Raw genomic sequence first — 23,908 nt, 5'->3', positions numbered from 1 at the left:
GGTTGACGCCCCAGTTGGGCCGGGTCTAGCTTCCCTGCCAACACATTGAAACCTTTCACCAGTCGATCGACGCTGTCCCGAGATCGGGGTGTCCATGAACGAGCAACCCGTCCTGGCGGTGCGGGGCCTCGGCAAATCGTTCGGCGCCGTCCGCGCGCTGTCGGACGTCTCGCTGCGGCTGTACGCGGGAGAGGCGCACGCCCTCGCCGGCGAGAACGGCGCCGGTAAGTCCACCCTGATCAAGACCCTCACCGGCGTGCACCGTCCCGACACCGGCGAGGTCCTGCTGGACGGCGTCGCGGTGGACTTCCACGGCCCGGCCGACGCCCGCGACGCCGGGATCGCGGTGATCTACCAGGAACCCACGCTCTTCCCCGACCTGTCCGTCGCCGAGAACATCTGCATGGGCCGCCGGCCCCTGCGTTCCCTGCGCCGCGTCGACCGGTCCGCCGAGTACGCGGCGACCGCGGCGCTGATGCGCCGGCTCGGGGTGGCGCTGGACCCGGACCGGCCGGCGCGCGGGCTGTCGATCGCCGACCAGCAGCTCGTGGAGATCGCCAAGGCGCTGTCCTCCGACGCCCGCGTGCTGATCATGGACGAGCCCACCGCCGCCCTCACCGGCAGCGAGACGGCCCGGCTCTTCGGCGTGGTCGAGGCGCTGCGCGCGGAGGGCGCCGCCGTGCTGTTCGTCTCGCACCGGCTGGAGGAGATCTTCCGGCTGTGCGCCCGGGTGACGACCCTGCGCGACGGCCGCTGGATCGCCACCGACCGGACCGCCGACCTCGACGAGGACGCCCTGGTACGCCGGATGGTCGGCCGCGACCTCGACGAGCTCTACCCCAAGCAGCCCACCGAACCCGGTGCGGTGGCGCTGTCCGTGCGCCGGCTCACCCGCGAGGGCGTGTTCCGCGACATCTCCTTCGACGTCCGCCGCGGCGAGATCGTCGCCCTGGCCGGCCTGGTCGGCGCCGGCCGCAGCGAGGTCGTCCAGGCGGTCTTCGGCGTCGACCGGGCGGACGCCGGCGAGGTGCGGGTGGGCGGCCGGCCGCTGCGGCCGGGGTCGCCGGCGGCGGCGATGGCCGCCGGGGTGGCGCTGGTGCCGGAGGACCGGCGGCAGCGCGGACTGGTGATGGAGATGTCGATCGAACGCAACATCGGCCTCACCGGGCTGGGCCGCCTCGGCCGGTACGGACTGGTGCGCCGGGCCCTGGAACACGGCCGGGCCGCCGACTGGGCGGCGCGGCTGCGGCTGAAGTACGGCCGGCTGAGCGACCCCGCCGAGGTGCTCTCGGGCGGCAACCAGCAGAAGGTTGTCCTGGCCAAATGGCTGGCCACCGAACCCTCGGTGCTGATCGTGGACGAACCGACCCGGGGCATCGACGTCGGCACCAAGGCCGAGGTGCACAGGCTGCTGTCGGCGCTGGCCGCCGACGGTCTCGCGGTGCTCATGGTCTCCTCCGACCTGCCCGAGGTGCTGGGCACGGCGGACCGGGTCCTGGTGATGCACGAGGGCCGGCTGGCCGCCGAGATCCCCCGCGCCGACGCCACCGAGGAGTCCGTGATGACCGCGGCCACCGGCCGGACCGGCAGGGAGGCGGCGTGAGCGAGACCCGTACCACCACCGCACCCCCGCCCGTTCCCGAGGCCGACCACTTCGCCCGTTCCCTGGCCGACACCGTCTTCCGGGCCCGCGAGATCGCCGTCGGCGGCGCCCTCGTGCTGCTCATCCTCGGGACCTGGCTGTCCAACCACGCCTTCCTCGACGACCAGGGCGTCAAGGACCTGCTGCTCAACTCCTCGATCCTGGTGCTGCTCGCCGTCGGCCAGTCCGTCGTCGTCCTCACCCGCAACATCGACCTGTCGGTCGGATCCGTCGTCGGGCTGACGGCCTTCGCCTGCGGGGACTTCGTCCGCGACTCCGGGCACGGCCCGGTCGTCGTCAGCCTGCTCGGCATCGCGATCGGCGCCTGCTGCGGACTGGTCAGCGGACTCCTCGTCAGCTTCGGCCGGGTGCCGGCGCTCGTGGTCACGCTCGGCATGCTCTACGTCATCCAGGGCCTGGACTACTGGTGGGCGCACGGCGAACAGGTCAACGCCGCCGACATCCCCGACGACGTCCTGGGCCTGGGCACCGGCAGCGTGCTGGGCGTCCCGTATCTGCCGCTGATCTCCGCCGTGGTGCTGGCCGGCACCGCCTACTATCTGCGCGCCTACCGCGGCGGGCGCGAGCTGTACGCCATCGGCTCCAGCCCGCAGGCCGCGCGGCTCGCCGGTATCCCGATCCGGCGCCGGGTGCTCGGCGCGTACCTCTTCTCCGGGGCGGTCGCCGGGTTCGCCGGGGCGCTGTGGCTGGCCCGCTTCGGCACCGTCGTCGCGGACGCCGCCAACGGCTGGGAACTCACCGTCGTCAGCGCCGTCGTGGTCGGCGGCGTCGCGATCACCGGCGGCACCGGCTCGGTGTGGGGCGCGGCGCTGGGCGCGCTGCTGCTCACCACGATCGGCAGCGCCCTGGTCGTGCTGAAGGTCGACTCCTTCTGGCAGCAGGCGATCACCGGTGTGCTGCTGCTCGCGGCCATCGCCACCGACCGGGTGCTGCAGCTGCGCACCACTCGTGCCCTGAGGAAGAGGAGCCGGCAGTGACCGCACCCAAGGCCGGGCGCCTGCTGCGCTGGGACACCGTCGTCGGGATCCTGCTGGTCGCCGTCTTCCTGGCGGGCGCCGGCAGCACCGAGGGCTTCGCCGACACCGGCAATCTCTCCTCGGCGCTGGGCGACACCGCCGAGATCGCCCTCATCGCGCTGCCCATGACACTGCTCGTCGTCGCGGGCCAGGTCGACCTGTCCGTGGCCTCCATGCTGGGCCTGTCCAGCGCGCTGGCCGGCTCCCTGTGGGACGCGGGCTGGGCCTTCGAGCTGATCGTGCCCGTCTGCCTGCTGGCCGGCGTCCTCGGCGGACTCCTCAACGGGCTGCTGGTCACCCGGCTGGGGCTGCCGCCGCTCGCCGTCACCATCGGCACGCTCACCCTGTACCGGGGGCTGGCCTCCGTCGTCCTCGGGGACAAGGCCGTCGCCGGGTTCCCCGACAGCTACGCCCGGTGGGCGTCGGCCACCGAGACGGTCCCGGGCACCTTCGTCCCGTACCCCGTCGCCCTGTTCGCGGTCCTCGCCGTGATCGCCGCGGTGGTGCTGCACGGCACCGGCACCGGACGGTCGCTGTACGCGGTCGGGGCGCAGGAGGAGGCGGCCCGGTTCGCCGGGATCCGCGTCAAACGGCTCAAGCTGGCGCTGTTCGTGGTGTCCGGGCTGGTCGCCTCGTTCGCCGGGATCGTCTACACCCTGCGCTACGGCAGCGCCCGCGCCGACAACGGGGCCGGCCTCGAACTCGTCGTCATCGCCTCCGTCCTGCTGGGCGGCGTCGACTTCGACGGCGGCAGGGGCACCCTGGGCGGCGCGGTCGCCGGGGTGCTGCTGATCGGTCTGCTGAACAACCTCCTCACCCTCAACGACGTGTCCAACGAGATCCAGGTGATCGTCACCGGACTCCTCCTGGTCGCCTCCGTCCTCACCCCCCGCGTCGTCGCGGTCCTCACCGAACGCCGCCACCGGCGCCTCGGCGCCACCGCCTCCTCCTGACTCCCCCTCAAGCCCCCGAGCGAAAGGCACCCCGCCATGTACGCCATGAGCCGCACCCTCGCCGCGACCGCCGCGGCCTGCCTCCTCGCCGTCACCGCCGCGGGCTGCGGCGGCACCACCAAGGACGACGCCAAGGACGACAGGGCCGGGCAGAAGTCAGGTGCTACCGCCGACCCCGACGCCCCGCTGGCGAAGGGCCTGAAGCTCGCCTTCCTGCCCAAGCAGATCAACAACCCGTACGAGAAGATCGTCGACGACGCCGGCATCGCCGCCGCCGGCGAGTTCGGCGCCGACGCCAAGGAGGTCGGCCCCTCCGACGCCAAGGCCTCCTCCCAGGTCTCGTACATCAACACCCTGATCCAGCAGAAGCAGGACGCCATTCTCATCGCCGCCAACGACCCGAACGCCGTCTGCGGGCCGCTGAAGAGGGCGATGGAGCAGGACATCAACGTGGTGGCGTACGACTCGGACACCGCCAAGGACTGCCGGCAGCTGTTCATCAACCAGGCCAGCTCCGAGGAGATCGGCCGCAGCCAGATCCGGCACATCGCCGAACAGCTCGGCTACAAGGGCGAGATCGCGATCCTGTCCGCCACCCAGAACGCGACGAACCAGAACACCTGGATCGACTTCATGAAGGACGAGCTGAAGGACCCCAAGTACAAGGACCTGAAGCTGGTGAAGGTCGCCTACGGGGACGACGACGACCAGAAGTCCTTCCAGGAGACCCAGGGCCTGCTCAAGGCGTACCCGAGGCTCAAGGGGATCATCTCGCCGACCACCGTGGGCATCGCCGCGGCCGCCCGGTACATCAGCTCCTCCTCGTACAAGGGCAAGGTCGTCCTGAACGGCCTCGGCACCCCCAACCAGATGCGCGCGTTCGTCAAGGACGGCACCGTCGAGCAGTTCGCCCTGTGGGACCCCAAGGACCTCGGCTACCTCGGTGCCTACGCGGCCGCCGCGCTGGCCTCCGGGCAGATCACCGGGGCCGAGGGCGAGAAGTTCAAGGCGGGGAAGCTGGGGGAGTACACCGTCGGCGCCGACGGCGAGGTCATCCTCGGCCCGCCCACCGTGTTCGACAAGGACAACATCGACGAGTACGACTTCTGAGGCCCCGGCGATGCGACGGGTCTGCTTTCTGCTGAAGGTGCGCCAAGAGCGCCTCGCGGAGTACCGCGAGTGCCATACGGCCGTGTGGGCGGACATGCTCGAGGCGCTGTCCGCCGCCGGCTGGCACAACTACTCGCTCTTCGTCCGCGACGACGGCCTGCTCGTCGGCTACCTCGAGACCGAGGACTTCGCCGCCGCGCAGGCCGCCATGGCCGCCACCGACGTCAACACCCGCTGGCAGACGCGGATGGCGCCGTTCTTCGAGTCCCTGGACGGGGCGAAGCCCGACGAGGCGGTGCGGCCGCTGCAGGAGGTGTTCCACCTTGACTGAACCGGAGGACCACGTCATGACCGCACGCGTCCCCGCCGTCGCCCGCCGACCCCGCGTCGGGCTCGTGGCCGGCGGACTCGGCGCCTACTGGCCGCAGTTCCCCGGCCTGCTGCCCCAGCTGCGGCGGTCGGCCGCCCGGGTCGCCGAGCGGATGACCGGGTTCGACGCCGAGGTGGTGGACGCCGGCTTCGTCTCCGACGCCGAGGAGGGCGCCGTCGCCGCGGAGAAGCTGCGCGTCGCCGGCTGCGACCTGATCGTCGGCTTCCTCACCACCTATATGACGGCCACCATGCTCGCCCCCGTCGCGCAGCGCAGCGGGGCGCCGGTGCTGCTGATCAACCTCCAGCCCACCGAGGCGATGGACCACGCCACCTTCGACACCGGCCAGTGGCTCGCGTACTGCGGCGCCTGCCCGCTGCCGGAGATGGCCAACACCTTCGAACGCCTCGGCGTCGCCTTCCGCTCCGTCTCCGGCCATCTGGAGGACGAGCGGGCCTGGGAGCGCATCGGCCGGTGGATCAGGGCGGCGGGCGTGACGTCCGTGCTGCGCAACGGGCGGCACGGGCTGATGGGCCACCTCTACCCGGGCATGTACGACGTGTCCACCGACCTCACCATGGTCCCGGCCAACCTCGGCGGGCACGTCGAGGTGCTGGAGTTCGACGATCTGCGGGTACGGACCGAGCAGGTCACCGATGCCGACGTGGAGGCGAAGCTCGCGCAGGCCCGCGAGGTCTTCGACCTGGACGAGTCCGTCGACCCGGCCGATCTGGCGTGGGCGGCCCGGGTGTCGGTGGGCCTGGACCGGCTGGTGGAGGACTTCGACCTCGACTCCCTGGCGTACTACCACCGCGGTCTGGACGGCGAGACGCACGAGCGCCTCGGCGCGGGCATGATCCTCGGCTCCTCGCTGCTGACCGCCCGCGGGATCCCGGCCGCCGGGGAGTACGAGCTGCGCACCTCGCTGGCCATGCTGATCGCCGGCCGGCTGGGCGCGGGCGGCTCGTTCACCGAGCTGCAGGCGCTCAACTTCCGCGACGGCGTGGTGGAGATGGGCCACGACGGGCCGGGCCACCTCGCGATCAGCGAACGGCGCCCGCTGCTGCGCGGCCTCGGCGTCTACCACGGCAAACGCGGCTGGGGGGTGTCCGTCGAGTTCGACGTCCGGCGCGGGCCCGTGACGGCGGTCGGCCTCGGGCAGAGCCGCGACGGGCGCTACCGGCTGATCGCCTCCCGGGGGACCGTGGTGCCGGGGCCGCTGCTGCGGATCGGCAACACCACCTCGCGCGTCGACTTCGGCCGCGACCCCGGCGAGTGGTGCGACGACTGGAGCGCGAGCGGCGTCGCCCACCACTGGGCGCTCGCCACCGGCGACATCCTCCCCGAGTTGCGCGCCGTCGCGGATCTGGCGGGGATCGGGCTCACGGAGGTGCCGCACGGCCCCGGCCTAGGATGAGACCCCGGCGCGTGCGAGAGGTCGGCCGGCCCGACGAGGAAGGAACCGTGCCGTGGGGCGCATGGTGGGCATCAAGGACGTGGCCCGGGATGCCGGAGTGTCCGTCGGGACGGTCTCCAACGTGATCAACCGGCCCGACACGGTGGCCGCCGCCACCCGCGAACGGGTGCAGGCGGCCATCGAACGCCTCGGCTACGTCCGCAGCGAGTCCGCCCGCCAGCTGCGGGCCGGCCGCAGCCGGATCATGGCGCTGCTCGTCCTCGACATGACCAACCCGTTCTTCGTCGACGTCGCCGCCGGCGCCGAACGCGCCGCCCGCGAGGCGGGCCTGGGCGTCATGGTGTGCAACAGCGCCCAGAGCCCCGAGGAAGAAGCCGCCTACCTGGGGCTCTTCGCCGAACAGCGGGTCCGCGGCGTGCTCGTCACCCCCGCCGACGCCACCGGCGCCACCGTACGGTCCTTCGCCCGGCACGGCATCCCGTACGTCTTCGTGGACCGTACCGCCGCCGGAGCCGACGCCTGCTCGGTGTCCGTCGACGACGTCCGCGGCGGCACCCTGGCCGTCCGGCATCTGCTGGACGCGGGGCACCGGGAGGTCGTCTACGTCAGCGGCCCCCTGCAGCTGCCGCAGGTCAGGGACCGCCGGACGGGAGCGCTCGCCGCCCTGGCGGAGGCGGGACTGCCGGCCGGGGCGCTGCTGCGGATCGAGGCCGAACGGCTGGACGTCTCCGCCGGCCGGGACGCGGGCGCCCGGCTGCTGGGGATGTCACCGCGGCCGACGGCCGTCTTCTGCGCCAACGACCTGCTCGCCCTGGGGGTGCTGCAGACGCTGTACGCGGCGGGGGTGTCCGTGCCGGGTGACCTGGCCCTGGTCGGCTACGACGACATCGAGTTCGCCGCCGCGGCGGTGGTCCCGCTCACCTCGGTGCGCCAGCCGGCCCGGCGGATGGGGCGGCTGGCGGCGGAGCTCTTGATGGAGGAGACGTCCGGGGACGCCGCCGGGCACGAGCACCGGACGGTGGTGCTGCAGCCGGAGCTGGTGGTGCGCCGGTCGTCGCTGGCGGGGGGCTGAGGCTTCAGACCGTCGCCGGTGCGCGGTCCGCCGCGAGCAGCCGGCGGATGTTCCGTACCGCCGTGCGGCCGGCGCGGTTGGCGCCGACGGTGCTGGCGGACGGCCCGTAGCCGACCAGCTGGACGCGCGGGTCGCGGGCCGCGTGGGTGTCCTCGACACGGATCCCGCCGCCCGGCTCGCGCAGCCTCAGCGGCGCCAGATGGTCGATGGCCGCACGGAACCCGGTGGCCCACAGGATGGTGTCCGCGTCCACCGTGGAGCCGTCCGCCCACACCGCGCCCGTCGGCGTGATGCGCGCGAACATCGGCAGCCGGTCGAAGACCCCCCGCTCGCGCGCCGCCCGCACCGCATCGGTGACGAGGAGTCCCGTGGCCCCGACGACGCTCGTCGGCGGCAGCCCCCGGCTCACCCGCTCCTCGACCCGGGCAACGGCCTCCCGGCCCCAGTTCTCGCCGACGGGCCCCTCGTGCCACACCGGCGGGCGGCGGGTCACCCAGTGTGTCGCGGCGGCCACGGGGGCGATCTCCAGCAGATGCTGGGTGCCGGAGGCCCCGCCCCCGACGACGATGACGCGCTCCCCGGCGAAGTCGTCCGGGCCGCGGAACTGCGCGGTGTGCAGCTGCCGCCCCCGGAACGTCTCCTGGCCCGGGTAGCGCGGCCAGAACGGCCGGTCCCAGGTGCCGGTGGCGTTGACGACGGTACGGGTGCTCCACACGCCGGCGGAGCTCTCCACCAGCAGCCGCCCGTCCGTGCCCTCGCGGACGGCGGTCACCTCCACGGGACGCAGCACCGGCAGGTCGAAGGCCCGCTCGTACGCGCCGAAGTACTCCCCGACCACGTCCGACGCCGGCCGCCCCTCCGGCGCGCCGGTCAGCGCCATGCCGGGGAGGTCGTGCACGCCGTGCGCCTTGCCGTAGGTGAGCGTGGGCCAGCGGAACTGCCAGGCGCCGCCGGGGCCGGGGGAGTGGTCCAGCACCACGAAGTCCAGGCCCGCCCTGCGCAGGAAGTACGCCGCGGAGAGTCCGGCCTGACCGGAACCGATGACGACGCTGTCGACCTCGCGGGGCCCGGACAAGTAGTTCATGTTTCTACCAACGGCCGGGGGCGGACGAATCTTCCCGCCCGGTGCCGCCGGCCGGCCCGCGCCCGTACGACGATGGGGCCATGACCGATCGATTCCAGACCCACGTCCTGACCCTGACCACGGGCTCCGGCGAGCGCGTCGTCGACCTGACCGCCGAGATCGACGCCTTCCTCGGCCGCGCCGCGGCGGGCCGCGACGGACTGCTCAACGTCTTCGTCCCGCACGCTACCGCCGGCATCGCGGTCATCGAGACGGGCGCCGGCTCCGACGACGACCTCCTGGCCGCCCTGCACGACCTCCTCCCGGCCGACGACCGCTGGCGCCACCGCCACGGCAGCCCCGGCCACGGCCGCGACCACGTCCTCCCGGCCCTCGTCCCGCCGCACGCCACCCTGCCCGTGACGGACGGCAGGTTGGCGCTGGGGACGTGGCAGTCGGTGTGCCTGGTGGACACGAACCGGGACAACGCCGAACGCCGGGTGCGGCTGTCGTTCCTCGGGTAGCTCCGAGGCGGTTTCGCGTGCGGTGACTACAGCTTGGTCATCTTGGAGTACGGGCTCAGGATCCGCATCTGGGCCGAGCCGAAGTCCACGAAGGCCGCGATTCCGTCCTCGACGCCGATCACTCGGCCGAGGCCGTACATGTCGTGGGTGACCTGGTCACCCACGGCGAAGTGCTTGGGCGTGGGCGTGACCGGGGCCGCGAAGGGGCTGGTGGGCAGATGGCGCTTGGGTGCAGGAGGCTTTGTCATCGCCCCCAGTATGCGCCCACGAACCGCGCGGGTCCGCCCCGCGGGGGCAGGTGTGGCCGAAACGTTGGACTCGGCTCCGGGGCCTGCCGGGCGATTTCTCGGGAGTCCGGGGTCTTGCGGTACGGGACGGGGGAAACTCGTGTCGATGGCGTGCACCGTGCTAGGCTTGTCATCAGTTGCAGTTGTGGTTCCCGAAACTTCAAAGGCCCAGGCGGCTGTATGCCGTCGGGCTTTTTCGTTTTTCCGGTGCTTTCCGGACGGGGTTCATTGTGGCAACGCAGGGGTTCACACGGTGTGGACCCGCGGGCGCTGACCCCAAGGAGATGTGACATGGCTACCGGTACCGTGAAGTGGTTCAACGCGGAAAAGGGCTTCGGCTTCATCGAGCAGGACGGGGGCGGCCCGGACGTCTTCGCCCACTACTCGAACATCGTGGCCCAGGGCTTCCGTGAGCTCCAGGAAGGCCAGAAGGTGAACTTCGACGTCACGCAGGGCCAGAAGGGCCCGCAGGCGGAGAACATCACCCCCGCCTGACACTGAGGCGCATTCAACAGGCTGGGCCCCGTGAAATACGGGGCCCAGCCTATTTTTTCGGGGTATTTCAGCGGCGCGGACGCTCCAGAGTGAGCAGCAGGCCCTCGACCGCACCGGGCCCTATACGGCCCTTGACGTCGGCCGACGTGATCGCCTTGAGGGCCCAGCCGTCCTCGGCGTGCTTGTTCAGGACTTTCTCCAGCTTGCCGCTGTCCAGCGCGTCGCCGATCAGCGACTCGCGGAAGGTGACGACCTTGTACTCGAGTGCGGTGGGGTTGCTCATGGCTGGGGCCTTCCCGTGGTTGGACCGACTGACGGTACCCGGACAGCCAACCACCGTTCGATGCCGCGATGCACGGCGGGGTGGGCACGGCCGGGCTTCCCCGGCCGGCCGGGGAAGCCCGCGGCCCGGAAAATTCTTCGCGGGAGCCTGTAGTGGAGCGGTACGCCCGTTCGTCATCCCCATGACGAACGGGAAAGGAGACCGCCCATGGACGTGGTCACTGGTGCACAGGTGGCGATCGCGCTGACGGTCCGGATGCCGCGCGAGCAGCTGTGGGAGCTGATCACCGCGGTGGACCGGATTGGTGAGTGGAGCCCGGAGACGATCGGAGGCACCTGGGCCGGCGAAACCCCCGGCCCGGCCGCGGGCGCGCGGTTCACCGCCCGCAACCGCTTTGCCGACGGTTCCGTCGGCACGGTGACCTGTGTGGTCACCGAGGCCGAGCGAGCGCGCACCTTCGCCTGGACGGTGCTCGACGCCGCCGGCCTGGTCGGCTCGGCCTGGCGGTACGAGCTGCGCGAGGGCATCGAGGCGGGAAGCACCGAGGTCTTCCAGTCGTTCACGCACGGCCCCGGAAACACCGGCGCCCGGGAGGCGGCCGAGGCAGATCCGCAGGCGCTCGGTCGCCGCCTCGTCACGCTGTGCCGGAACATGACCACCACGATCGGCGCGATGAGCGCCGCCGAAACCACGAATGGACCGAAGCGATGAAGTATCTGATGCTGGTGTGCACCGACCCCGACCACACCCCCGGGCAGGACGACGGCGCCCCGGACATCGAGGACTGGGTCAAGGAGATGGACGGCAGGGGAATCCGGCTGACGGGCAGCCGGACGCGGCCGGCGAGCGACGCCACCACGGTGCGCGTCCGTGACCGTGAGGTTCTGCTGACCGACGGACCGTACGCGGAGACCAAGGACCTGATGGCCGGCTTCGACATCCTCGAGTGCGCCGACCTGGACGAGGCCATCGAGGTCGCGTCCAAGCACCCGATGGCGTGGGGCGGGATGATCGAGTTGCGGCCGTTCTGGCCCGACGAGGACGAGTGACCGCGACCGACGGAGAAGGCAGGTGAGTTCGGGGTGGAATCCCGGGTGAAGGAGTGCGTCGCCGGGATCTACGCCGACGGGTGGAGCCGGATCGTGGCCACCATGATCCGGTTCACCGGAGGCAACTGGGACCTGGCCGAGGAGTGCGCCCAGGACGCGTTCGCGCAGGCGCTCCGCACCTGGCCGACGTCGGGCATCCCGCGCCGGCCGCTGGCCTGGCTCACCACCGCCGCGCGCAACCGCGCGGTCGACCGGATGCGCCGTGCGTCGACCGAGGCGGCGAAGCTGCGGGAGGTGGCCGCGACGGAACCGGAGCAGGCCCCGCCGGACACGGGCGACAGCGACATCCCGGACGAGCGCCTCGAGTTGATGTTCACCTGCTGCCATCCGGCGCTGAATCTCCACGCCCAGGTGGCGCTCACCCTGCGGAGCCTGACGGGTATGAGCACCGCCGAGATCGCGCGTGCCTTCCTGGTGCCGGAACGCACCATGGGCCAACGGCTCTTCCGGGCCAAACAGAAGATCGCCCACGCGGCCATCCCGTTTCGGGTGCCCCCCGCACATCTGCTGCCCGAGCGCCTTCCCGCCGTACTCCACGTGCTGTATCTGCTGTTCAACGAAGGATACGGAGACCCGGGGAAGACGCGGCTGTCGAGGGAGGCCATCCGTCTCGCCCGCGTGCTCACGGTGCTGATGCCGGACGAACCCGAGGCGCAGGGCATGCTCGCGCTGATGCTGCTCCATGAAGCGCGGCGGCCGGGACGTATCGACGCGAACGGTGATCTGGTCACCCTCGAGGAGCAGGACCGCTCGCTGTGGGACGAGGCTCTGATCGGTGAGGGCCTCGAGATCCTCGACCGAGCGCTGCGCCGGCGCGCGGCGGGACCGTTCCAGCTCCAGGCGGCCGTCGCGGCGTGCCATGTCACCGCGCCGGTGGCGGCGGAGACCGACTGGCGGCAGATCGCCGGCTTGTACGCGCGCCTCGCCCTCGTGGCACCGAGCGCGGTCGTCGATCTGAACCACGCCGTCGCGATCGGCATGGCGGAAGGACCGGAGGCCGCGTTGCCCCTGGTCGACGCGATCGCCGGGACCGGACAGCTGGACGGCTACTACCTGCTGCACGCGACGCGCGCCGAACTGCTGCGCCGCGCCGGCCACCCGGCGAAGGCCCGCGACAGCTACCGCGAAGCCCTCGAACTCGCGCCCACGGAGGCCGAGCGCCGTCACCTCCGCAACCGGCTGAGGCTTGTGACCGCAGACCCGGGGCGTGGGGGCCGGTGACCTGGCCCCGGCCCCCACGCCGCAGGTCCGGCCGGTGCTACCAGGTGACCCTCAGCAGCAGGTCGGGGGAGCCGGGGCCGGGGTTCTGGACCACCGGGGACGCCGCCGCGATCAGGGCGGCGGCCACGTCGGGCGGTGCGGACGCGGGGTGTTCGCCGAGGTAGACGGCCGCCGCGCCGGCGACGTGCGGGGACGACACCGAGGTGCCGGAGAGGGTGGCGGTGGCGGTGTTGGACGTGTTCCAGGTGGACGTGATGTTCACGCCGGGGGCGAACAGGTCCAGGACGGGGCCGTAGTTGGAGGAGGAGGCGCGGCGGTCGGCGGTGTCGGTGGCGCCGACCGTGAGCGCCTCGGTGACCCGGGCGGGTGAGAACGCGGAGGCGTCGGCGTTGGAACCGCCCGCGGCGACCGCGTAGGTGATGCCGGAGGCGATCGACGCGCGGACGGCGTCGTCGAGGACGGCGGAGGCGCCGGCGCCCAGGCTGAGGTTGGCCACGGCGGGTTTCACGGCGTTCGCGGTGACCCAGTCGATGCCCTCCAGCACCCCGGCGGTGCTGCCGGCGCCGCTGTCGTCCAGCACGCGGACGGACACGATCTCCGCCTTCTTGGCGACCCCGTGCACCTTCCCGGCGACGATGCCCGCGACATGGGTGCCGTGGCCGTTGCCGTCCGCGGCGGAGGTGTCCCCGTCGACGGCGTCGTAGCCGTAGGAGGCGCGGCCGTCGAAGTCCTGGTGGGTGACGCGCACTCCGGTGTCGATGATGTACGCGTGGACGCCCCGCCCGGCGCTGTCGGGGTAGGTGTAGGCGCCGTCCAGCGGCGGGTTCGCCTGGTCGATGCGGTCCAGGTTCCACGGAGGGTTCAGCTGGGTGGCCTGCGCGTGGACGGTGGTGTCCTGGAAGACGCGGGCGACGGCCGGGTCGGCGGCGAGCCGGCGGGCCTCGGTCCCGGTCAGGTGCGCGGCGTAGCCGTTGAGGGCGGCGCGGTAGGTGCGGGTGATCTCGCCGCCGTAGCGGGCGACGAGGCCGTGGCCCGCCGCCGAGGCGGCCGTGAGGCCGGAGTGTTCGTTCAGGACGACGATGTAGCTGTCCTGCACCGCGTCCGCGCCGTTCCCCGCGCCGATGATCCGGCCCTCGGCCGGTGCGGCCTGCCCGGGTGCGGCGGCCGTCAGGGCGAGGGCGACGGCGGTGGCCGCCGCGGATAAGGCGGCGGTGACCCGCCACCGGGTTCTGTCTGTCAGTGCCATCGCGGGTGGGTCCCTCCTGTACGGGGTGGGCTGCCGGATGACGTGATCCTCATTCATTGACGCGTTCATAACAAGACGGCCTCGGGGATGCGGGCCGGGATCGTCGCGCGTTTCCGGCCACGCGAGCCGGTCGATCGATCGTTTCGTACCGCTTTGGGCGTCTCTCCCGACGGCGATCGAATAAATCTCGCCATGACCCCTTGTCCTCCCGTTCATCTCCGCCTACAAATGAGCACAATCAATTGTGTTCGTATGACGCGAGGGAGCGTTGATGGCGGTCGCGGTACGTGGAAAGGGCCACCGGGCATCGGTGCAACTGCGCGGCTGGCAGCGCCCGGTGGGCCGGCCCCGGCACCAGTCCCTGTGGTTCACCGGGGCCCTGGCCGCCGAGCCCGACGCGGAGCCGAACCCGCTCGGCGGCGACGCGACCGCCGACGTCTGCGTCGTCGGCGGCGGCTACACCGGCCTGTGGACGGCACTGCGCCTGCTCGAGGCGGAGCCCACCCTCCGGGTCACCGTGCTGGAGGCCGACCTGTGCGGGTCGGGCGCCAGCGGCCGCAACAACGGCGGCGTCGGCAACCTGTGGCGGTCGCTGCCCCTGCTGGTGAACCGGCTGGGCGCGGACGACGCGCTGCGGATGGTGCGGGAGAACCTGCGCGCCGCGGAGGACATCAAGGCCGCGGTGGAGACGTACGGCATCGACTGCGAACTGCACCAGCGCCCCTCGGGCTGGGTGGCGACGACCCGCGCCGCCGCGCCCGCGTGGCGGGGCGTGGTACGGCTGGCCGAACGCCTCGGCGTCGAGGCGCCGTACCTCGAGCTGACCCCCGAGGAGCTGCGCGAGCAGTACGGCGCCGGCCCCTACTACGCCGGGGCGCTGCAGCGGGACGAGTCCCTGCGCATCCAGCCGGCCAAGCTCGCCCGCGGTCTGCGGCGCGCCGTGCTGTCGCTCGGCGCCTCCGTCCACGAGCACACGGCGGTCACCTCGATCGACGGTGCCGAAAGCGGCGTGATCGTACGCACGGAGAACGGCTCGGTGCGGGCCGGCCAGGTCGTCCTGGCGGCCAACGCCTGGATGGCGTTCCTGCCCGAGTTCCGCAACGACGTCATGGTGGTGACGTCGAACATCGTCGCCACCGACCCCATCCCCGAGCTCCTCGAGAAGCGCGGCCTGACCCAGCGGCCGGGCGGCTTCAACACCGCCGTACGCGTCAACACCGGCGGTCTGACCCTGGACGGCCGGGTGCAGGTCGGCGGCTCCGGCCACACGCTGGCCTACCGCAACCACATCACCGACCTCTACGACTACGCGGCCGCGGACCTCGTGAAGGTCGAGGCGGACTTCCGCTACCTGTACCCCGAGCTGCGGGACATCCCCGTCACCCACGCCTGGAGCGGTCCCGTGGACCGGGCGGAGAGCGGCCAGCCGTACTTCGGCCGGCTGCGCGCGGACGACCGCGTGCACTACGCGATCGGGTTCACCGGCCACGGCGTCACCTCCACCTGCGACGCGGGGCACATCCTCACGTCGGCCGTGCTGGGACGCGACGACCGGTGGGCGGAGCTCGGCCGGCTCTACAACGCCACCCGGCGGCGGACGTTCCCGCCGGAGCCGGTGCGCTCGATGTTCGGCGGGGTCATCAGCGGGGCGCTGGACCGCACCGACGCGGCCGCCAAGCAGGACCGGGACGGCGCCTGGCTGGACCGCCGCGTCGCCGGGCTCGCCACGGCGTCCCTGCCCCGGCTCGGGCGCAAGTGACGCGCCGACCGTAACAGCAACTCAATAGCAATTGATTCACCTCAATTCAGATGGAGGGCCCGAGTGATACGTCGAACGACGCCCCCGCGCACCCCCGACGGGGCCGGCGATGGCTGCTGACGCTACCGCCGAGGCGCGCCTGCCGGCGGTGACCCGACCGGCGGGGCGGCGCGCCGCCGCCGTGCGGCACCGGACCGAACCCCTGCTGGTGGTGCTGGGTCTGGCCGTGCTGTGGGAGATCCTCACCCGTACCGATGTACTGCCCTCGCGGTACATCCCCCCGGTCACCGTGATCGTGCCGGAGCTGGCCGACCTGCTGACCACCGGGACCTTCTGGTCCTCGTTCGGCGCCACGGTCTACAGCTGGGCGCTGGGATTCGTGATCGCCACCGCGATCGGCGTGCCCCTGGGCCTGCTGATCGGCAGCAGCCGGCTGCTGCACCGGGCGACCTCCGTGGTGATCGAGTTCCTGCGGCCGATCCCGTCGGTCGCGCTGATCCCGCTGGTGGTCCTCGTGCTCGGCGCGGGCTACCAGGCCACGCTCATGCTGGTCGTCTTCGCCTGCGTGTGGCCGCAGCTCGTCCAGGCGTCCTACGGCGCCCAGGCCGTGGACCGGGTCGGCTGGGAGACCGCCGTCTCCTTCCGCCTGAGCGCCTGGCAGCGCTTCCGCCGGATCACCGTCCCCTCGGCCTCGCCCTATCTGCTGACGGGCTGCCGGATCGCCTCGTCCATCGACCTGATCATCGTGGTCACCGCCGGGATCGTGATCCGTACCCCCGGCCTCGGCAACGAGATCACGCTGGCCGCCAACGCCGGCTCCTTCGACTCGATGTACGCCTACATCCTGGTCACCGGGATTGTCGGCTACGCCTTCACCACCGGCATCGCCGCCGTCGAGAAGCGGCTCATGTCGTGGCGGCCCGAATTCCGGAAGGCCCACTGATGCGCCGTCTCACCTCGGTCGCCCACCGACTCCTGGGCCTGCTCGTCTTCGCCGTGCTGGTCGCGGCCTGGTGGCTGGGTTCGCAGAACTCGCTCAACCCGTTCTATCCGCCGCTCGAGGTCATCACCCAGCACTTCCGGGACAACTGGCTCTTCGAGCGGGTGCCCGGTGACCTGGTCCCCAGCATGTGGCGGCTGGCCGTCGGCTATCTGATCGGCGTCGCGGCCGGCGCCGGTCTGGGCATGCTGATCGGCGTACGCCCCAGGCTGCGCCGCGCGGTGACCCCCGTCATCGACTTCATGCGGTCGCTGCCGCCCACCGCGCTGATCCCCACCGCCATCGTCGTCATCGGCATCGGCTCCAGCGGCAAGGTCGGCCTCATCGCCCTGGCGTGCGTGTGGCCGGTGCTGCTCAACACGGTCACCGCCGTGGCCAATCTGGACGTCATCTGGTCGCAGACCGCCAAGGCGTACCGCATCAGCGGCTGGCGCTATCTGCGCCGGGTGCAGCTGCCCGGGGCGCTGCCGCAGATCCTGGCCGGCGCCCGGGCCGCCCTGGCCGTCGCGCTGATCATGGTCGTGGTGACCGAGATGGTCGGCAGCACCGAGGGCATCGGGCACTTCGTCATCCAGGCCCAGCGGACCTTCGCCCTCGCGGACATGTGGTCCGGGGTGCTGCTGATCGGCCTGATCGGCTTCGCGATCAACGCCCTGTTCGTCGCCGTACAGCGCGGTCTGCTGCGCTCCCACGGCCCCCGCGGGACCACCCGCTCATGAGCGCCATCACTGGTCAGGAGGCCACCCGATGCTAGAAGTGCAATCCCTCGGCAAGACGTACCTCGGCAGCACGCCCCACGAGGCGATCCGGGACATCTCCTGCTCGGTCACCGAGGGCGAGTTCGTGGCCCTGGTCGGCCCGTCCGGCTGCGGCAAGACCACCCTGCTGCGCTGTCTGTCCGGGCTCGACAGCCCCACCACCGGCGAGGTCCGGGTCGACGGGGCCCGGGTGATCGAACCGGTCGCCAGCATGGCCCTGGTGTTCCAGGAGTACGGCCGCTCGCTGTACCCCTGGCTGACCGTCGAGCAGAACATGCGGCTGCCCCTGGAGGCCGCGGGCGTGTCCCGCTCCGAGATCCGCGAGCGCTGCGACCGGGCCCTCACGGACGTCGGCCTGCAGGGGATGAACGACCGCCACCCCTGGCAGCTCTCCGGCGGTATGCAGCAGCGGGTGGCCATCGCCCGGGCGATCGCGTACCGGCCGCGCATCCTGCTGATGGACGAGCCGTTCGCCTCGGTCGACGCGCAGACCCGGGAGGACCTCGAGGACCTGATGCTCGACATCCGGTCCCGGTACGACATGACGATCGTCTTCGTCACGCACGACATCGAGGAGTCCATCTACCTCAGCGACCGGGTCATCGTGCTCAGCCAGCCGCCCACCACGGTGGCGAAGGTCTTCCCGGTGAACCTGCCCCGCGAGCGCGACCAGCTCGGGACCAAGAGCCTGCCCGAGTTCATCGAACTGCGCACCGCGGTCCACCGCGCCATCCGCCGCGACGAGGACGTCACGGCCGGCGCGCTCGCAAAAGCCTGAGACCGCCGCCCACCGCCATCCACCGCCATGGAGAGAGGAATCATGCCGGAACAACTCGCCGACGGCGTCTACGCCATCGAGGCACAGTTCGAGGACGTACCGATGCAGGTGTACGTCATCGTCGGTGACTCCGTCGCGGTCATCGACCCCGGGGTCGTCACCACCCCGGAGCACCAGCTGGCCGCCGGGCTCAAGGAACTGGGCCTGTCGCTGGCCCAGGTGGACACGGTCCTCGTCACCCACGGGCACCACGACCACTTCGGCGGCAACGGCGTCATGAAGGCCCACAACCCGAACCTGAGGGTGCTGGCCCACGCCCACGACGCCGCGTGGATCCAGGACGTCGACCGCTACCTCGCGGAGTCCCTGGGCCCGCTGGCCCCGTACTGGACGCCCCCGGCGGCGCACACCGACCGCATCCGCCGGCTGTGCGGGGACACCGTCGCCGTGGACGAGGTGCTCGAGCACGGGCAGACGATCGACCTGGGCCGGGGCCACCGGCTGCACGTCGAGCACATCCCCGGGCACACCGACGGGCACGTCGCCTTCTTCCACGAGCGCGGCAAGGTGCTCTTCACCGGCGACGCCCTCCAGGGGCACGGCACACCGCTGCTGCGCCGCCCGGACTTCTACCCGAACTACAGCTCGGTGACCGACTACGAGCGGTCGCTGGACTACTTCGCCGCGTGCGGCGCCGAGATCGTCGGCACGGCGCACGCCAACGTCTGCACCGCCCACCGCGGCGCGCAGATCATCGCCGACTCGCGGATCCACCTCGCCGGGGTGCAGGACTTCCTCGCCGCGCGGCTGCGCGAGGCCGGCCGGCTCACCCGGCCGGAGGCCGTCGCGGCCGTGCTCGAGGCATGGCCGCGCTACCGGATGGGACCCAACGTCGTCCGCTCGGTCGGCGCCCAGCTCGACAACCTCGTGACCGTCGGCAGCGCCCGGCGCCACGACGAACCCTCCGCCATCTACGAGTGGATCGCCTGACCCCGGCCCGGCCGCGGTCATCCCGAAAGGACGAAGGCACATGACTGTGCAGGAAAGAACGAACCGTCGCCGTACGGTCGTCAGGGCCGGTGCCCTGGGCGCCGCGCTTGTCGCCACTCTCGGACTCACCACGGGCTGCGGCAGCAGCAGCGCGTCGTCCGAGTCGAACGTGAAGGACCTCAAGGTCGCGGTCATGAACCTGGCCGCCAGCGCGCCGTACTACGTGGCCCAGGAGAAGGGCTACTTCAAGGACGCGGGCCTGAACGTGAAACTGGTCAGCGCCGCCGGCGCCGCCGAGGGCGTCCCGCCGCTGGTCAGCGGCACCATCCAGGTCGGCTCCGGCAACCTGATCACCGTCATGCAGGCCGCCGAGCAGGGCATCCAGCTGACCTCGATCGCCACCACCAACGAGGCCGCCCCGTCGCTCGACGACATCGGACACAAGACCTCCGCGGTGATGGTCCGCCCCGACAGCGGCATCAAGTCGCCGAAGGACCTCGAGGGCAAGACCATCGCGGTGAACGCCCTCAACGGCCTGGGCGACGCCACGATCAAGGCATCCCTGGTCAAGCAGGGCGTGGACGTGGACAGCCTGAAGTTCACCGAGCTGACCTTCCCCGACATGCTCACCGCCATCGACGCCAAGCGGGTCGACGCGATCTGGGAGGTCGAGCCGTTCGTGATGGCCGGGAAGAAGGCCGGCCTCAAGCCGATCTCGTACAACTTCGAGGAGGCCGCGCTGCGGCTGCCGCTCGGGGTGTCCTTCGTGACCAAGCAGTTCGCGGACAAGAACCCCGAGACGATCAAGAAGTTCAAGCAGGCCATGGACCGCGCCATCGACTACCTCAACGAGGACGAGCAGCGCATCCGCGACGCCGGCGTCTCCGTCGCCAAGATCTCTCCCGAGGTCGCCGCCAAGATGGCGCTGCCGGACATGACCACCTCCTTCTCCCGGGAGAGCGTGCAGTCCCTCGCCGATCTGTCCAAGGAGTACGGCCTGCTGAAGAAGGACCCCGACCTCGACGCCCAGTTCGGTCTGGTCCTCGAAGACAAGTGACACCCGGCACCAACGGCGGCGGTCACGGGCGGCGTCCCGTGACCGTCCCCCCGGCCACCGGCCGGGCACGCCGTACGTACAAGGAGAACAGCACATGGCAGTGATCAGTCTCGCGATGGCGGCGAGTCATGCTCCCGGCCTCACCGGATGGTTCGACAAGGCACCGGAGGCCGACCGGCGCATCGTGCGCGCGGCCTACGACGCCATCCACGACGAGATCGTGGCGAGCGGTACCCAGTTGCTGATCATCGTCGGCAACGACCACGTGGCCAACGCCCGCGTCGGCGACCTGCCCGACTTCACCTTCGCGCTCTCCGACCGGATCCAGGGCCCGGACGAGTGGTTCAAGCCGTGGCTGCGCGTGGCGGACTACGACCTGCCCGGCGCGCCGGAGGCCGGCACCCGCCTGTTCGAGGCGCTGCGGGACAGCGGACTGGACCTGCGGGGCCGCACCGACGGCCTCCGCTACGACGACAACGTCTCCGTCCCGGTGACGATGAGCCGTATCGCCGACACGGGCGTCGCCGTCCTGCCGCTCCTGCAGAACTGCACGGTCCCGCCGCTGCCGGACGAGAAGGCGTGCTACCGCTTCGGCGAGCAGCTGGCCGAGGCGATCCGCACCGAGCTCCCCGCGGACCTGCGGGTGGGGCTGCTGGGCTCGGGCGGGCTCAGCCACGAGCCGGGCGGCCGCCGCTATCTGGAGATCGACGAGAAGTTCGACCGGTGGTGGATGGACCTGCTCGTCGAGGGCGACCACGAGCGCATCCTCGCGGAGGCCACCTTCGACCGGATGGAGCAGGCCGGCTCCGGCGGTACGGCCGAGCTGCTGTCGTGGAGCGTCGTGATGGGCGCCGTCGGACCGCGGCCCTGCACCTCGCTGGGCTATGTGGCGTTCGACGAGTGGCGCTGCGGCGTCGGCGCCGTGCGCTGGCAGCTGTGAGCACCGGACCACTAGGGAGACGATGATGGCACTCGACCGGTTCAATCCGCTGCTGCGGACCAACGACCTGGTGCAGGACCTGAAGTGGGACGCACAGCTGCGCCGGCGCTTCGCGGAGTCACAGGAACAGGTGCTCGCCGAGTATCCGCTGACCGACGAGGAGCGCACCGCCCTGCGCGCGCGGGACTTCCTGGCGCTGCACAACCTCGGCGTGCACCCGTACCTGCTCTCGCAGCTGGCCCGGCTGATCCACGGCACCGGCGAGAAGACGGGGTCCTCGGACGCGACGACGGCGCTGCTGCGGTCGCTGCTGGGCGACGAGTACGACGGCTACATGGCGAGCCGCGGTGTCTGACCGGCACGACGTCACGGGGGACGGGCCGGTGCCCACGACGGACATCCACGCCCACGCCATGCCGCTGCCGCTGCTGCGGGACCTCCAGGCCCGGGGGCTGGCCGATCTCGGCCCGCTCCCGGCGGGTGTGGTCCACCTCGACGCGGCGGTCAGCGGACTGGCGCCGGGCGCCCCCATCCCGTACCCGGTGACCCAGTACGACCTCGACAGCCGGCTCGAGCGGATGGACGCCGCCGGAATCGACGTCCAGGCGGTGTCGGCCCCGCCGTTCCTGTTCGCCTCGTGCTGCGGGGACGACCGGCTGGCGATGGACGTCGTACGGCGCTCCAACGACGCGATCGCCGAGTTCGTCGCGGCGGCCCCCACCCGGATGGTCGGCCTGGCCACCGTCCCGGTGGGGCTGCCCGGCGCCGCCGAGGAGCTGGACCGCTGTCTGACCGGCCTCGGCTTCGCCGGCGCCACCGCCGGCACCTACGGCGGCGGCGCGGAGCTGGACGCGCCGGTCAACGAGGAGCTGTGGGGTGCGCTGGCCCGGCGCCGGTGCTTCGTCCTGCTGCACCCGAGCCGGGTGTCCTCCGGCGAGCGGCTGCGGGACTACCACCTCGCGCAGCTGCTGGGCTATCCGGCCGAGACCGCGCTGGCGGTCGCCCGGCTGGTCATGGGGGGTGTGCTGGACCGGCACGAACTGGTCATGTGCCTGGCACACGGGGGCGGCTGCGCCCCCGGCGTGTCGTCGCGGCTGGACCTCGGCTGGGAGCGCAAGCCGGTCGCCCGGGTCAGCGAGCAGCCGCCCGCGTCCTATCTGAGCCGGTTCCTGTTCGACACCGCCGTCTTCAGCGGTGTGGGCCTGGGCCGCCTGGTCGAGGACTTCTCCGCCGGGAACATCCTGCTCGGTACGGACTTCCCGTTCGACCTCGAGGACCGGGATCCGGTCGGTACCGTGAGCGCCCTCGGACTGCCCCCCGATCAGCACAAAGCGATCCTCGGCGGCAATGCGATGGCATTGTTGCCGGGTATCACCCCGACCGACCTGTCCACCGTCGGGGCGGCCCCGGGCCGTCCCCACCCTCACCGAGAGGGCCGTACATGACCAACAAGGAGTTCCTTTCGGACTCCCATACCGGGTCCCGCGCCGTGGGCGTCGCGCAGAACATCGAGCGACGCATCCTCGACGAGGGCCTCAGCGCCGGGCACCGGCTGGGCACCAAGCAGTCGCTGCGCACCCAGTACGACGTGGCCCCGGCGACGCTGAACGAGGCCCTGCGGCTGCTCAGCGACCGGGGCCTGATCACCGTGCGGCCCGGTGTCAAGGGCGGCATCTTCGTGGCCACCCCGCCGGCGCTGGTCCGGCTGGGCCGCAAGATGCTCGAGCTGAGCGGCGACGCGGTGTCGGTCGCCGACTGCCTGGTCGTGCGCGACACGCTGGAACCGCGCGTGGTACGGGAGGCGGCGCGGTTCGCCAACGCGGCGGACATCGAGCGGCTGCGGGCGACGGTGGACGAGATGCTGCAGCCCGACCTCGCCGCCGACGCGTACATGCGGGCCAACTGGAAGCTGCACCGCGACATCGCGGCGATCGTCCCCAACCAGGTGCTGCGGCACACGTACCAGTCGATGCTCGAGTTCGTCGAGAGCCGGCTGCAGCGGGTGGCCGCCGTGGGGGAGCGGCCGCTGGACACCCACACGGGAGCGCTGATCCACAAGCAGCTCGTCGACGCGATCGCCGGCCGCGACGAGGCCCGGCTGACCCGCGCGATCGCCGCCCACTTCGCGCTCATGACGCCCGACGGGGAGGCGGAATGACGCCCGCGGTCGTCGTCATCGACGTACAGAACGACTTCTGTCACCCGCGGGGGGTGTTCGCCGGGGCGGGCCTGGTCGTCGACGATCTCGACGGGCTCGTGGCGAACATCAACACCCTCGTCGCCCGCGCCCGCGAACAGGACGTGCCGGTGGTGTGGGTCACGATGGAGTGGGCCGACGACGCGGAGGTCGGCCTCCTCGCGAGCCGCAGCCCGTTCCTCGCCACCGCGGGGCTGCGGGCCGGCACCTGGGGCTGCGAGCCGGTCGACGGGCTCGACGTACGGCCGGCCGACCGGTTCGTGCGCAAGACCCGGTTCAGCTCCTTCCACCGCACCGGTCTGGAGGCGACGCTGACCGAGCTGGGCGCCGACACCCTGGTGGTCGCGGGGGTGCGGACGGACTTCTGCGTGGAGTCCACCGTGCGCGACGCCTTCTTCCGCGACTACCGGGCCGTGGTGGTCCGCGACGCGGTGGCCGGCTACTTCCCCGACCTGCACGAGAACAGCCTGCGGGTCATGGGCACCGTGTTCGCGCGGATAGCCGGCACGGCGTCGGAGGCGCTGCCCCTGCCCGTGGGCGGCGCCGGCTGAGACGGCGCCGGGCCCGTCGGGGGACGGGCCCGGCGCTCGCGGTCCGGCC

Annotated in this window: 27 protein-coding genes; 23 read left to right on the top strand and 4 right to left on the bottom strand. The window is 71.9% G+C overall.

The window, feature by feature from the left end:
• The first annotated feature begins 94 nt into the window (after positions 1-94).
• From SRB5_RS09530 to SRB5_RS09500, 7 genes are read left to right on the top strand one after another with little or no spacing between them, the layout of a single operon-like run.
• Complete coding sequence (locus SRB5_RS09530; protein ID WP_153451051.1) at positions 95-1,603, top strand: sugar ABC transporter ATP-binding protein; 1,509 nt, start codon at positions 95-97, stop codon at positions 1,601-1,603.
• Positions 1,600-2,640 (top strand): ABC transporter permease, encoded by a 1,041-nt coding sequence (locus SRB5_RS09525; RefSeq protein WP_323377397.1) that lies wholly within the window; start codon positions 1,600-1,602, stop codon positions 2,638-2,640. The genes SRB5_RS09530 and SRB5_RS09525 overlap by 4 nt, the downstream gene beginning before the upstream one ends.
• Entirely contained in the window at positions 2,637-3,632 is a 996-nt protein-coding gene (locus tag SRB5_RS09520; RefSeq protein WP_323377396.1) for an ABC transporter permease, read from the top strand. The genes SRB5_RS09525 and SRB5_RS09520 overlap by 4 nt, the downstream gene beginning before the upstream one ends.
• Positions 3,633-3,677: 45 nt before the next feature.
• Positions 3,678-4,742: a rhamnose ABC transporter substrate-binding protein gene (rhaS, locus tag SRB5_RS09515; protein ID WP_407703894.1), complete on the top strand. Its 1,065-nt coding sequence runs from the start codon at positions 3,678-3,680 to the stop codon at positions 4,740-4,742.
• A 10-nt stretch (positions 4,743-4,752) separates the two neighbouring features.
• Positions 4,753-5,073, top strand: a complete 321-nt coding sequence (locus SRB5_RS09510) for an L-rhamnose mutarotase (protein ID WP_153451049.1) — start codon at positions 4,753-4,755, stop codon at positions 5,071-5,073.
• A 16-nt stretch (positions 5,074-5,089) separates the two neighbouring features.
• On the top strand, positions 5,090-6,529 hold the full coding sequence (locus SRB5_RS09505) for an L-fucose/L-arabinose isomerase family protein (protein ID WP_153451048.1): 1,440 nt from the start codon (positions 5,090-5,092) through the stop codon (positions 6,527-6,529).
• A 52-nt stretch (positions 6,530-6,581) separates the two neighbouring features.
• Positions 6,582-7,601 (top strand): LacI family DNA-binding transcriptional regulator, encoded by a 1,020-nt coding sequence (locus tag SRB5_RS09500; RefSeq protein WP_323377394.1) that lies wholly within the window; start codon positions 6,582-6,584, stop codon positions 7,599-7,601.
• 4 nt (positions 7,602-7,605) lie between these two features.
• Here SRB5_RS09500 and SRB5_RS09495 read toward each other — a convergent pair whose 3' ends face one another.
• Positions 7,606-8,685 carry an NAD(P)-binding domain-containing protein gene (locus SRB5_RS09495; RefSeq protein WP_153451047.1) on the bottom strand — a complete coding sequence of 360 codons (1,080 nt, stop codon included), beginning with the start codon at positions 8,683-8,685 and terminating at the stop codon, positions 7,606-7,608.
• Positions 8,686-8,765: 80 nt separating this feature from the next.
• Between SRB5_RS09495 and SRB5_RS09490 the strand changes: the two genes are divergently transcribed.
• Positions 8,766-9,188 carry a secondary thiamine-phosphate synthase enzyme YjbQ gene (locus tag SRB5_RS09490; protein ID WP_153451046.1) on the top strand — a complete coding sequence of 141 codons (423 nt, stop codon included), beginning with the start codon at positions 8,766-8,768 and terminating at the stop codon, positions 9,186-9,188.
• 26 nt (positions 9,189-9,214) lie between these two features.
• Here SRB5_RS09490 and SRB5_RS09485 read toward each other — a convergent pair whose 3' ends face one another.
• Positions 9,215-9,436, bottom strand: a complete 222-nt coding sequence (locus SRB5_RS09485; protein WP_153451045.1) for a hypothetical protein — start codon at positions 9,434-9,436, stop codon at positions 9,215-9,217.
• A 330-nt stretch (positions 9,437-9,766) separates the two neighbouring features.
• Here SRB5_RS09485 and SRB5_RS09480 point away from each other — a divergent pair, with 330 nt between their 5' ends.
• Positions 9,767-9,970 carry a cold-shock protein gene (locus SRB5_RS09480; RefSeq protein WP_153451044.1) on the top strand — a complete coding sequence of 68 codons (204 nt, stop codon included), beginning with the start codon at positions 9,767-9,769 and terminating at the stop codon, positions 9,968-9,970.
• Positions 9,971-10,037: 67 nt separating this feature from the next.
• On the opposite strand, the gene SRB5_RS09475 is transcribed toward SRB5_RS09480, so the two are convergent.
• The gene (locus tag SRB5_RS09475) at positions 10,038-10,253 is read right to left on the bottom strand and encodes a DUF4177 domain-containing protein (protein ID WP_153451043.1); all 216 of its coding nucleotides are present in this window, start codon (positions 10,251-10,253) and stop codon (positions 10,038-10,040) included.
• Between the two features lie 207 nt (positions 10,254-10,460).
• On the opposite strand from SRB5_RS09475, the gene SRB5_RS09470 reads away from it, so the two are divergent.
• From SRB5_RS09470 to SRB5_RS09460, 3 genes are all read left to right on the top strand, one after another.
• Complete coding sequence (locus tag SRB5_RS09470; RefSeq protein WP_153451042.1) at positions 10,461-10,964, top strand: SRPBCC family protein; 504 nt, start codon at positions 10,461-10,463, stop codon at positions 10,962-10,964.
• Positions 10,961-11,302: a YciI family protein gene (locus SRB5_RS09465; protein WP_153451041.1), complete on the top strand. Its 342-nt coding sequence runs from the start codon at positions 10,961-10,963 to the stop codon at positions 11,300-11,302. Before SRB5_RS09470 ends, SRB5_RS09465 begins: the two co-directional genes overlap by 4 nt.
• A 102-nt stretch (positions 11,303-11,404) precedes the next feature.
• Complete coding sequence (locus tag SRB5_RS09460) at positions 11,405-12,583, top strand: RNA polymerase sigma factor (protein WP_153451227.1); 1,179 nt, start codon at positions 11,405-11,407, stop codon at positions 12,581-12,583.
• A gap of 37 nt (positions 12,584-12,620) precedes the next feature.
• Here the strand turns inward: SRB5_RS09460 and SRB5_RS09455 are convergent, their stop codons facing one another.
• Positions 12,621-13,829 (bottom strand): S8 family peptidase, encoded by a 1,209-nt coding sequence (locus SRB5_RS09455; protein ID WP_153451040.1) that lies wholly within the window; start codon positions 13,827-13,829, stop codon positions 12,621-12,623.
• Positions 13,830-14,100: 271 nt separating this feature from the next.
• Here SRB5_RS09455 and SRB5_RS09450 point away from each other — a divergent pair, with 271 nt between their 5' ends.
• The 11 genes from SRB5_RS09450 to SRB5_RS09400 all read left to right on the top strand — a co-directional run bounded on the left by SRB5_RS09450 (position 14,101) and on the right by SRB5_RS09400 (position 23,859).
• Entirely contained in the window at positions 14,101-15,588 is a 1,488-nt protein-coding gene (locus SRB5_RS09450) for an NAD(P)/FAD-dependent oxidoreductase (RefSeq protein ID WP_153451039.1), read from the top strand.
• Between the two features lie 109 nt (positions 15,589-15,697).
• Positions 15,698-16,531, top strand: coding sequence for an ABC transporter permease (locus SRB5_RS09445; RefSeq protein ID WP_153451038.1), 834 nt, complete (start codon positions 15,698-15,700; stop codon positions 16,529-16,531).
• A complete protein-coding gene (locus SRB5_RS09440) occupies positions 16,531-17,307 on the top strand; it encodes an ABC transporter permease (RefSeq protein WP_153451037.1) in 777 nt (258 codons plus the stop codon). Before SRB5_RS09445 ends, SRB5_RS09440 begins: the two co-directional genes overlap by 1 nt.
• Before the next feature lie 28 nt (positions 17,308-17,335).
• Complete coding sequence (locus tag SRB5_RS09435; RefSeq protein WP_153451036.1) at positions 17,336-18,124, top strand: ABC transporter ATP-binding protein; 789 nt, start codon at positions 17,336-17,338, stop codon at positions 18,122-18,124.
• 42 nt (positions 18,125-18,166) lie between these two features.
• Positions 18,167-19,114: an MBL fold metallo-hydrolase gene (locus tag SRB5_RS09430; protein ID WP_194292884.1), complete on the top strand. Its 948-nt coding sequence runs from the start codon at positions 18,167-18,169 to the stop codon at positions 19,112-19,114.
• A gap of 40 nt (positions 19,115-19,154) precedes the next feature.
• A complete protein-coding gene (locus SRB5_RS09425; RefSeq protein ID WP_153451034.1) occupies positions 19,155-20,171 on the top strand; it encodes an ABC transporter substrate-binding protein in 1,017 nt (338 codons plus the stop codon).
• Positions 20,172-20,265: 94 nt separating this feature from the next.
• Positions 20,266-21,111: a DODA-type extradiol aromatic ring-opening family dioxygenase gene (locus SRB5_RS09420; RefSeq protein ID WP_153451033.1), complete on the top strand. Its 846-nt coding sequence runs from the start codon at positions 20,266-20,268 to the stop codon at positions 21,109-21,111.
• Positions 21,112-21,136: 25 nt separating this feature from the next.
• Positions 21,137-21,466, top strand: a complete 330-nt coding sequence (locus SRB5_RS09415) for an extradiol ring-cleavage dioxygenase (RefSeq protein ID WP_153451032.1) — start codon at positions 21,137-21,139, stop codon at positions 21,464-21,466.
• On the top strand, positions 21,459-22,556 hold the full coding sequence (locus tag SRB5_RS09410) for an amidohydrolase family protein (RefSeq protein ID WP_323377387.1): 1,098 nt from the start codon (positions 21,459-21,461) through the stop codon (positions 22,554-22,556). Before SRB5_RS09415 ends, SRB5_RS09410 begins: the two co-directional genes overlap by 8 nt.
• The gene (locus tag SRB5_RS09405) at positions 22,553-23,269 is read left to right on the top strand and encodes a FadR/GntR family transcriptional regulator (protein ID WP_153451031.1); all 717 of its coding nucleotides are present in this window, start codon (positions 22,553-22,555) and stop codon (positions 23,267-23,269) included. Before SRB5_RS09410 ends, SRB5_RS09405 begins: the two co-directional genes overlap by 4 nt.
• On the top strand, positions 23,266-23,859 hold the full coding sequence (locus tag SRB5_RS09400; protein ID WP_153451030.1) for a cysteine hydrolase family protein: 594 nt from the start codon (positions 23,266-23,268) through the stop codon (positions 23,857-23,859). Before SRB5_RS09405 ends, SRB5_RS09400 begins: the two co-directional genes overlap by 4 nt.
• Positions 23,860-23,908 lie beyond the last annotated feature (49 nt).

The sequence above is a fragment of the Streptomyces smaragdinus genome (assembly GCF_009604385.1).
Taxonomy (GTDB): domain Bacteria; phylum Actinomycetota; class Actinomycetes; order Streptomycetales; family Streptomycetaceae; genus Streptomyces; species Streptomyces smaragdinus.
Note: the sequence above shows the minus strand (reverse complement) of the source record. Positions and strands in the feature narration are given on the sequence as shown.

Bases quoted from the DNA above. Each gene is read 5' to 3' on its own strand.
- SRB5_RS09530 (WP_153451051.1), top strand. From the start codon at position 95: ATGAACGAGCAACCCGTCCTGGCGGTGCGGGGCCTCGGCAAATCGTTC.
- rhaS (WP_407703894.1), top strand. From the start codon at position 3,678: ATGAGCCGCACCCTCGCCGCGACCGCCGCGGCCTGCCTCCTCGCCGTC.
- SRB5_RS09510 (WP_153451049.1), top strand. From the start codon at position 4,753: ATGCGACGGGTCTGCTTTCTGCTGAAGGTGCGCCAAGAGCGCCTCGCG.
- SRB5_RS09505 (WP_153451048.1), top strand. From the start codon at position 5,090: ATGACCGCACGCGTCCCCGCCGTCGCCCGCCGACCCCGCGTCGGGCTC.
- SRB5_RS09495 (WP_153451047.1), bottom strand. From the start codon at position 8,685: ATGAACTACTTGTCCGGGCCCCGCGAGGTCGACAGCGTCGTCATCGGT.
- SRB5_RS09490 (WP_153451046.1), top strand. From the start codon at position 8,766: ATGACCGATCGATTCCAGACCCACGTCCTGACCCTGACCACGGGCTCC.
- SRB5_RS09485 (WP_153451045.1), bottom strand. From the start codon at position 9,436: ATGACAAAGCCTCCTGCACCCAAGCGCCATCTGCCCACCAGCCCCTTC.
- SRB5_RS09480 (WP_153451044.1), top strand. From the start codon at position 9,767: ATGGCTACCGGTACCGTGAAGTGGTTCAACGCGGAAAAGGGCTTCGGC.
- SRB5_RS09475 (WP_153451043.1), bottom strand. From the start codon at position 10,253: ATGAGCAACCCCACCGCACTCGAGTACAAGGTCGTCACCTTCCGCGAG.
- SRB5_RS09470 (WP_153451042.1), top strand. From the start codon at position 10,461: ATGGACGTGGTCACTGGTGCACAGGTGGCGATCGCGCTGACGGTCCGG.
- SRB5_RS09465 (WP_153451041.1), top strand. From the start codon at position 10,961: ATGAAGTATCTGATGCTGGTGTGCACCGACCCCGACCACACCCCCGGG.
- SRB5_RS09460 (WP_153451227.1), top strand. From the start codon at position 11,405: ATGATCCGGTTCACCGGAGGCAACTGGGACCTGGCCGAGGAGTGCGCC.
- SRB5_RS09455 (WP_153451040.1), bottom strand. From the start codon at position 13,829: ATGGCACTGACAGACAGAACCCGGTGGCGGGTCACCGCCGCCTTATCC.
- SRB5_RS09450 (WP_153451039.1), top strand. From the start codon at position 14,101: ATGGCGGTCGCGGTACGTGGAAAGGGCCACCGGGCATCGGTGCAACTG.
- SRB5_RS09445 (WP_153451038.1), top strand. From the start codon at position 15,698: ATGGCTGCTGACGCTACCGCCGAGGCGCGCCTGCCGGCGGTGACCCGA.
- SRB5_RS09440 (WP_153451037.1), top strand. From the start codon at position 16,531: ATGCGCCGTCTCACCTCGGTCGCCCACCGACTCCTGGGCCTGCTCGTC.
- SRB5_RS09435 (WP_153451036.1), top strand. From the start codon at position 17,336: ATGCTAGAAGTGCAATCCCTCGGCAAGACGTACCTCGGCAGCACGCCC.
- SRB5_RS09430 (WP_194292884.1), top strand. From the start codon at position 18,167: ATGCCGGAACAACTCGCCGACGGCGTCTACGCCATCGAGGCACAGTTC.
- SRB5_RS09425 (WP_153451034.1), top strand. From the start codon at position 19,155: ATGACTGTGCAGGAAAGAACGAACCGTCGCCGTACGGTCGTCAGGGCC.
- SRB5_RS09420 (WP_153451033.1), top strand. From the start codon at position 20,266: ATGGCAGTGATCAGTCTCGCGATGGCGGCGAGTCATGCTCCCGGCCTC.
- SRB5_RS09415 (WP_153451032.1), top strand. From the start codon at position 21,137: ATGGCACTCGACCGGTTCAATCCGCTGCTGCGGACCAACGACCTGGTG.
- SRB5_RS09405 (WP_153451031.1), top strand. From the start codon at position 22,553: ATGACCAACAAGGAGTTCCTTTCGGACTCCCATACCGGGTCCCGCGCC.
- SRB5_RS09400 (WP_153451030.1), top strand. From the start codon at position 23,266: ATGACGCCCGCGGTCGTCGTCATCGACGTACAGAACGACTTCTGTCAC.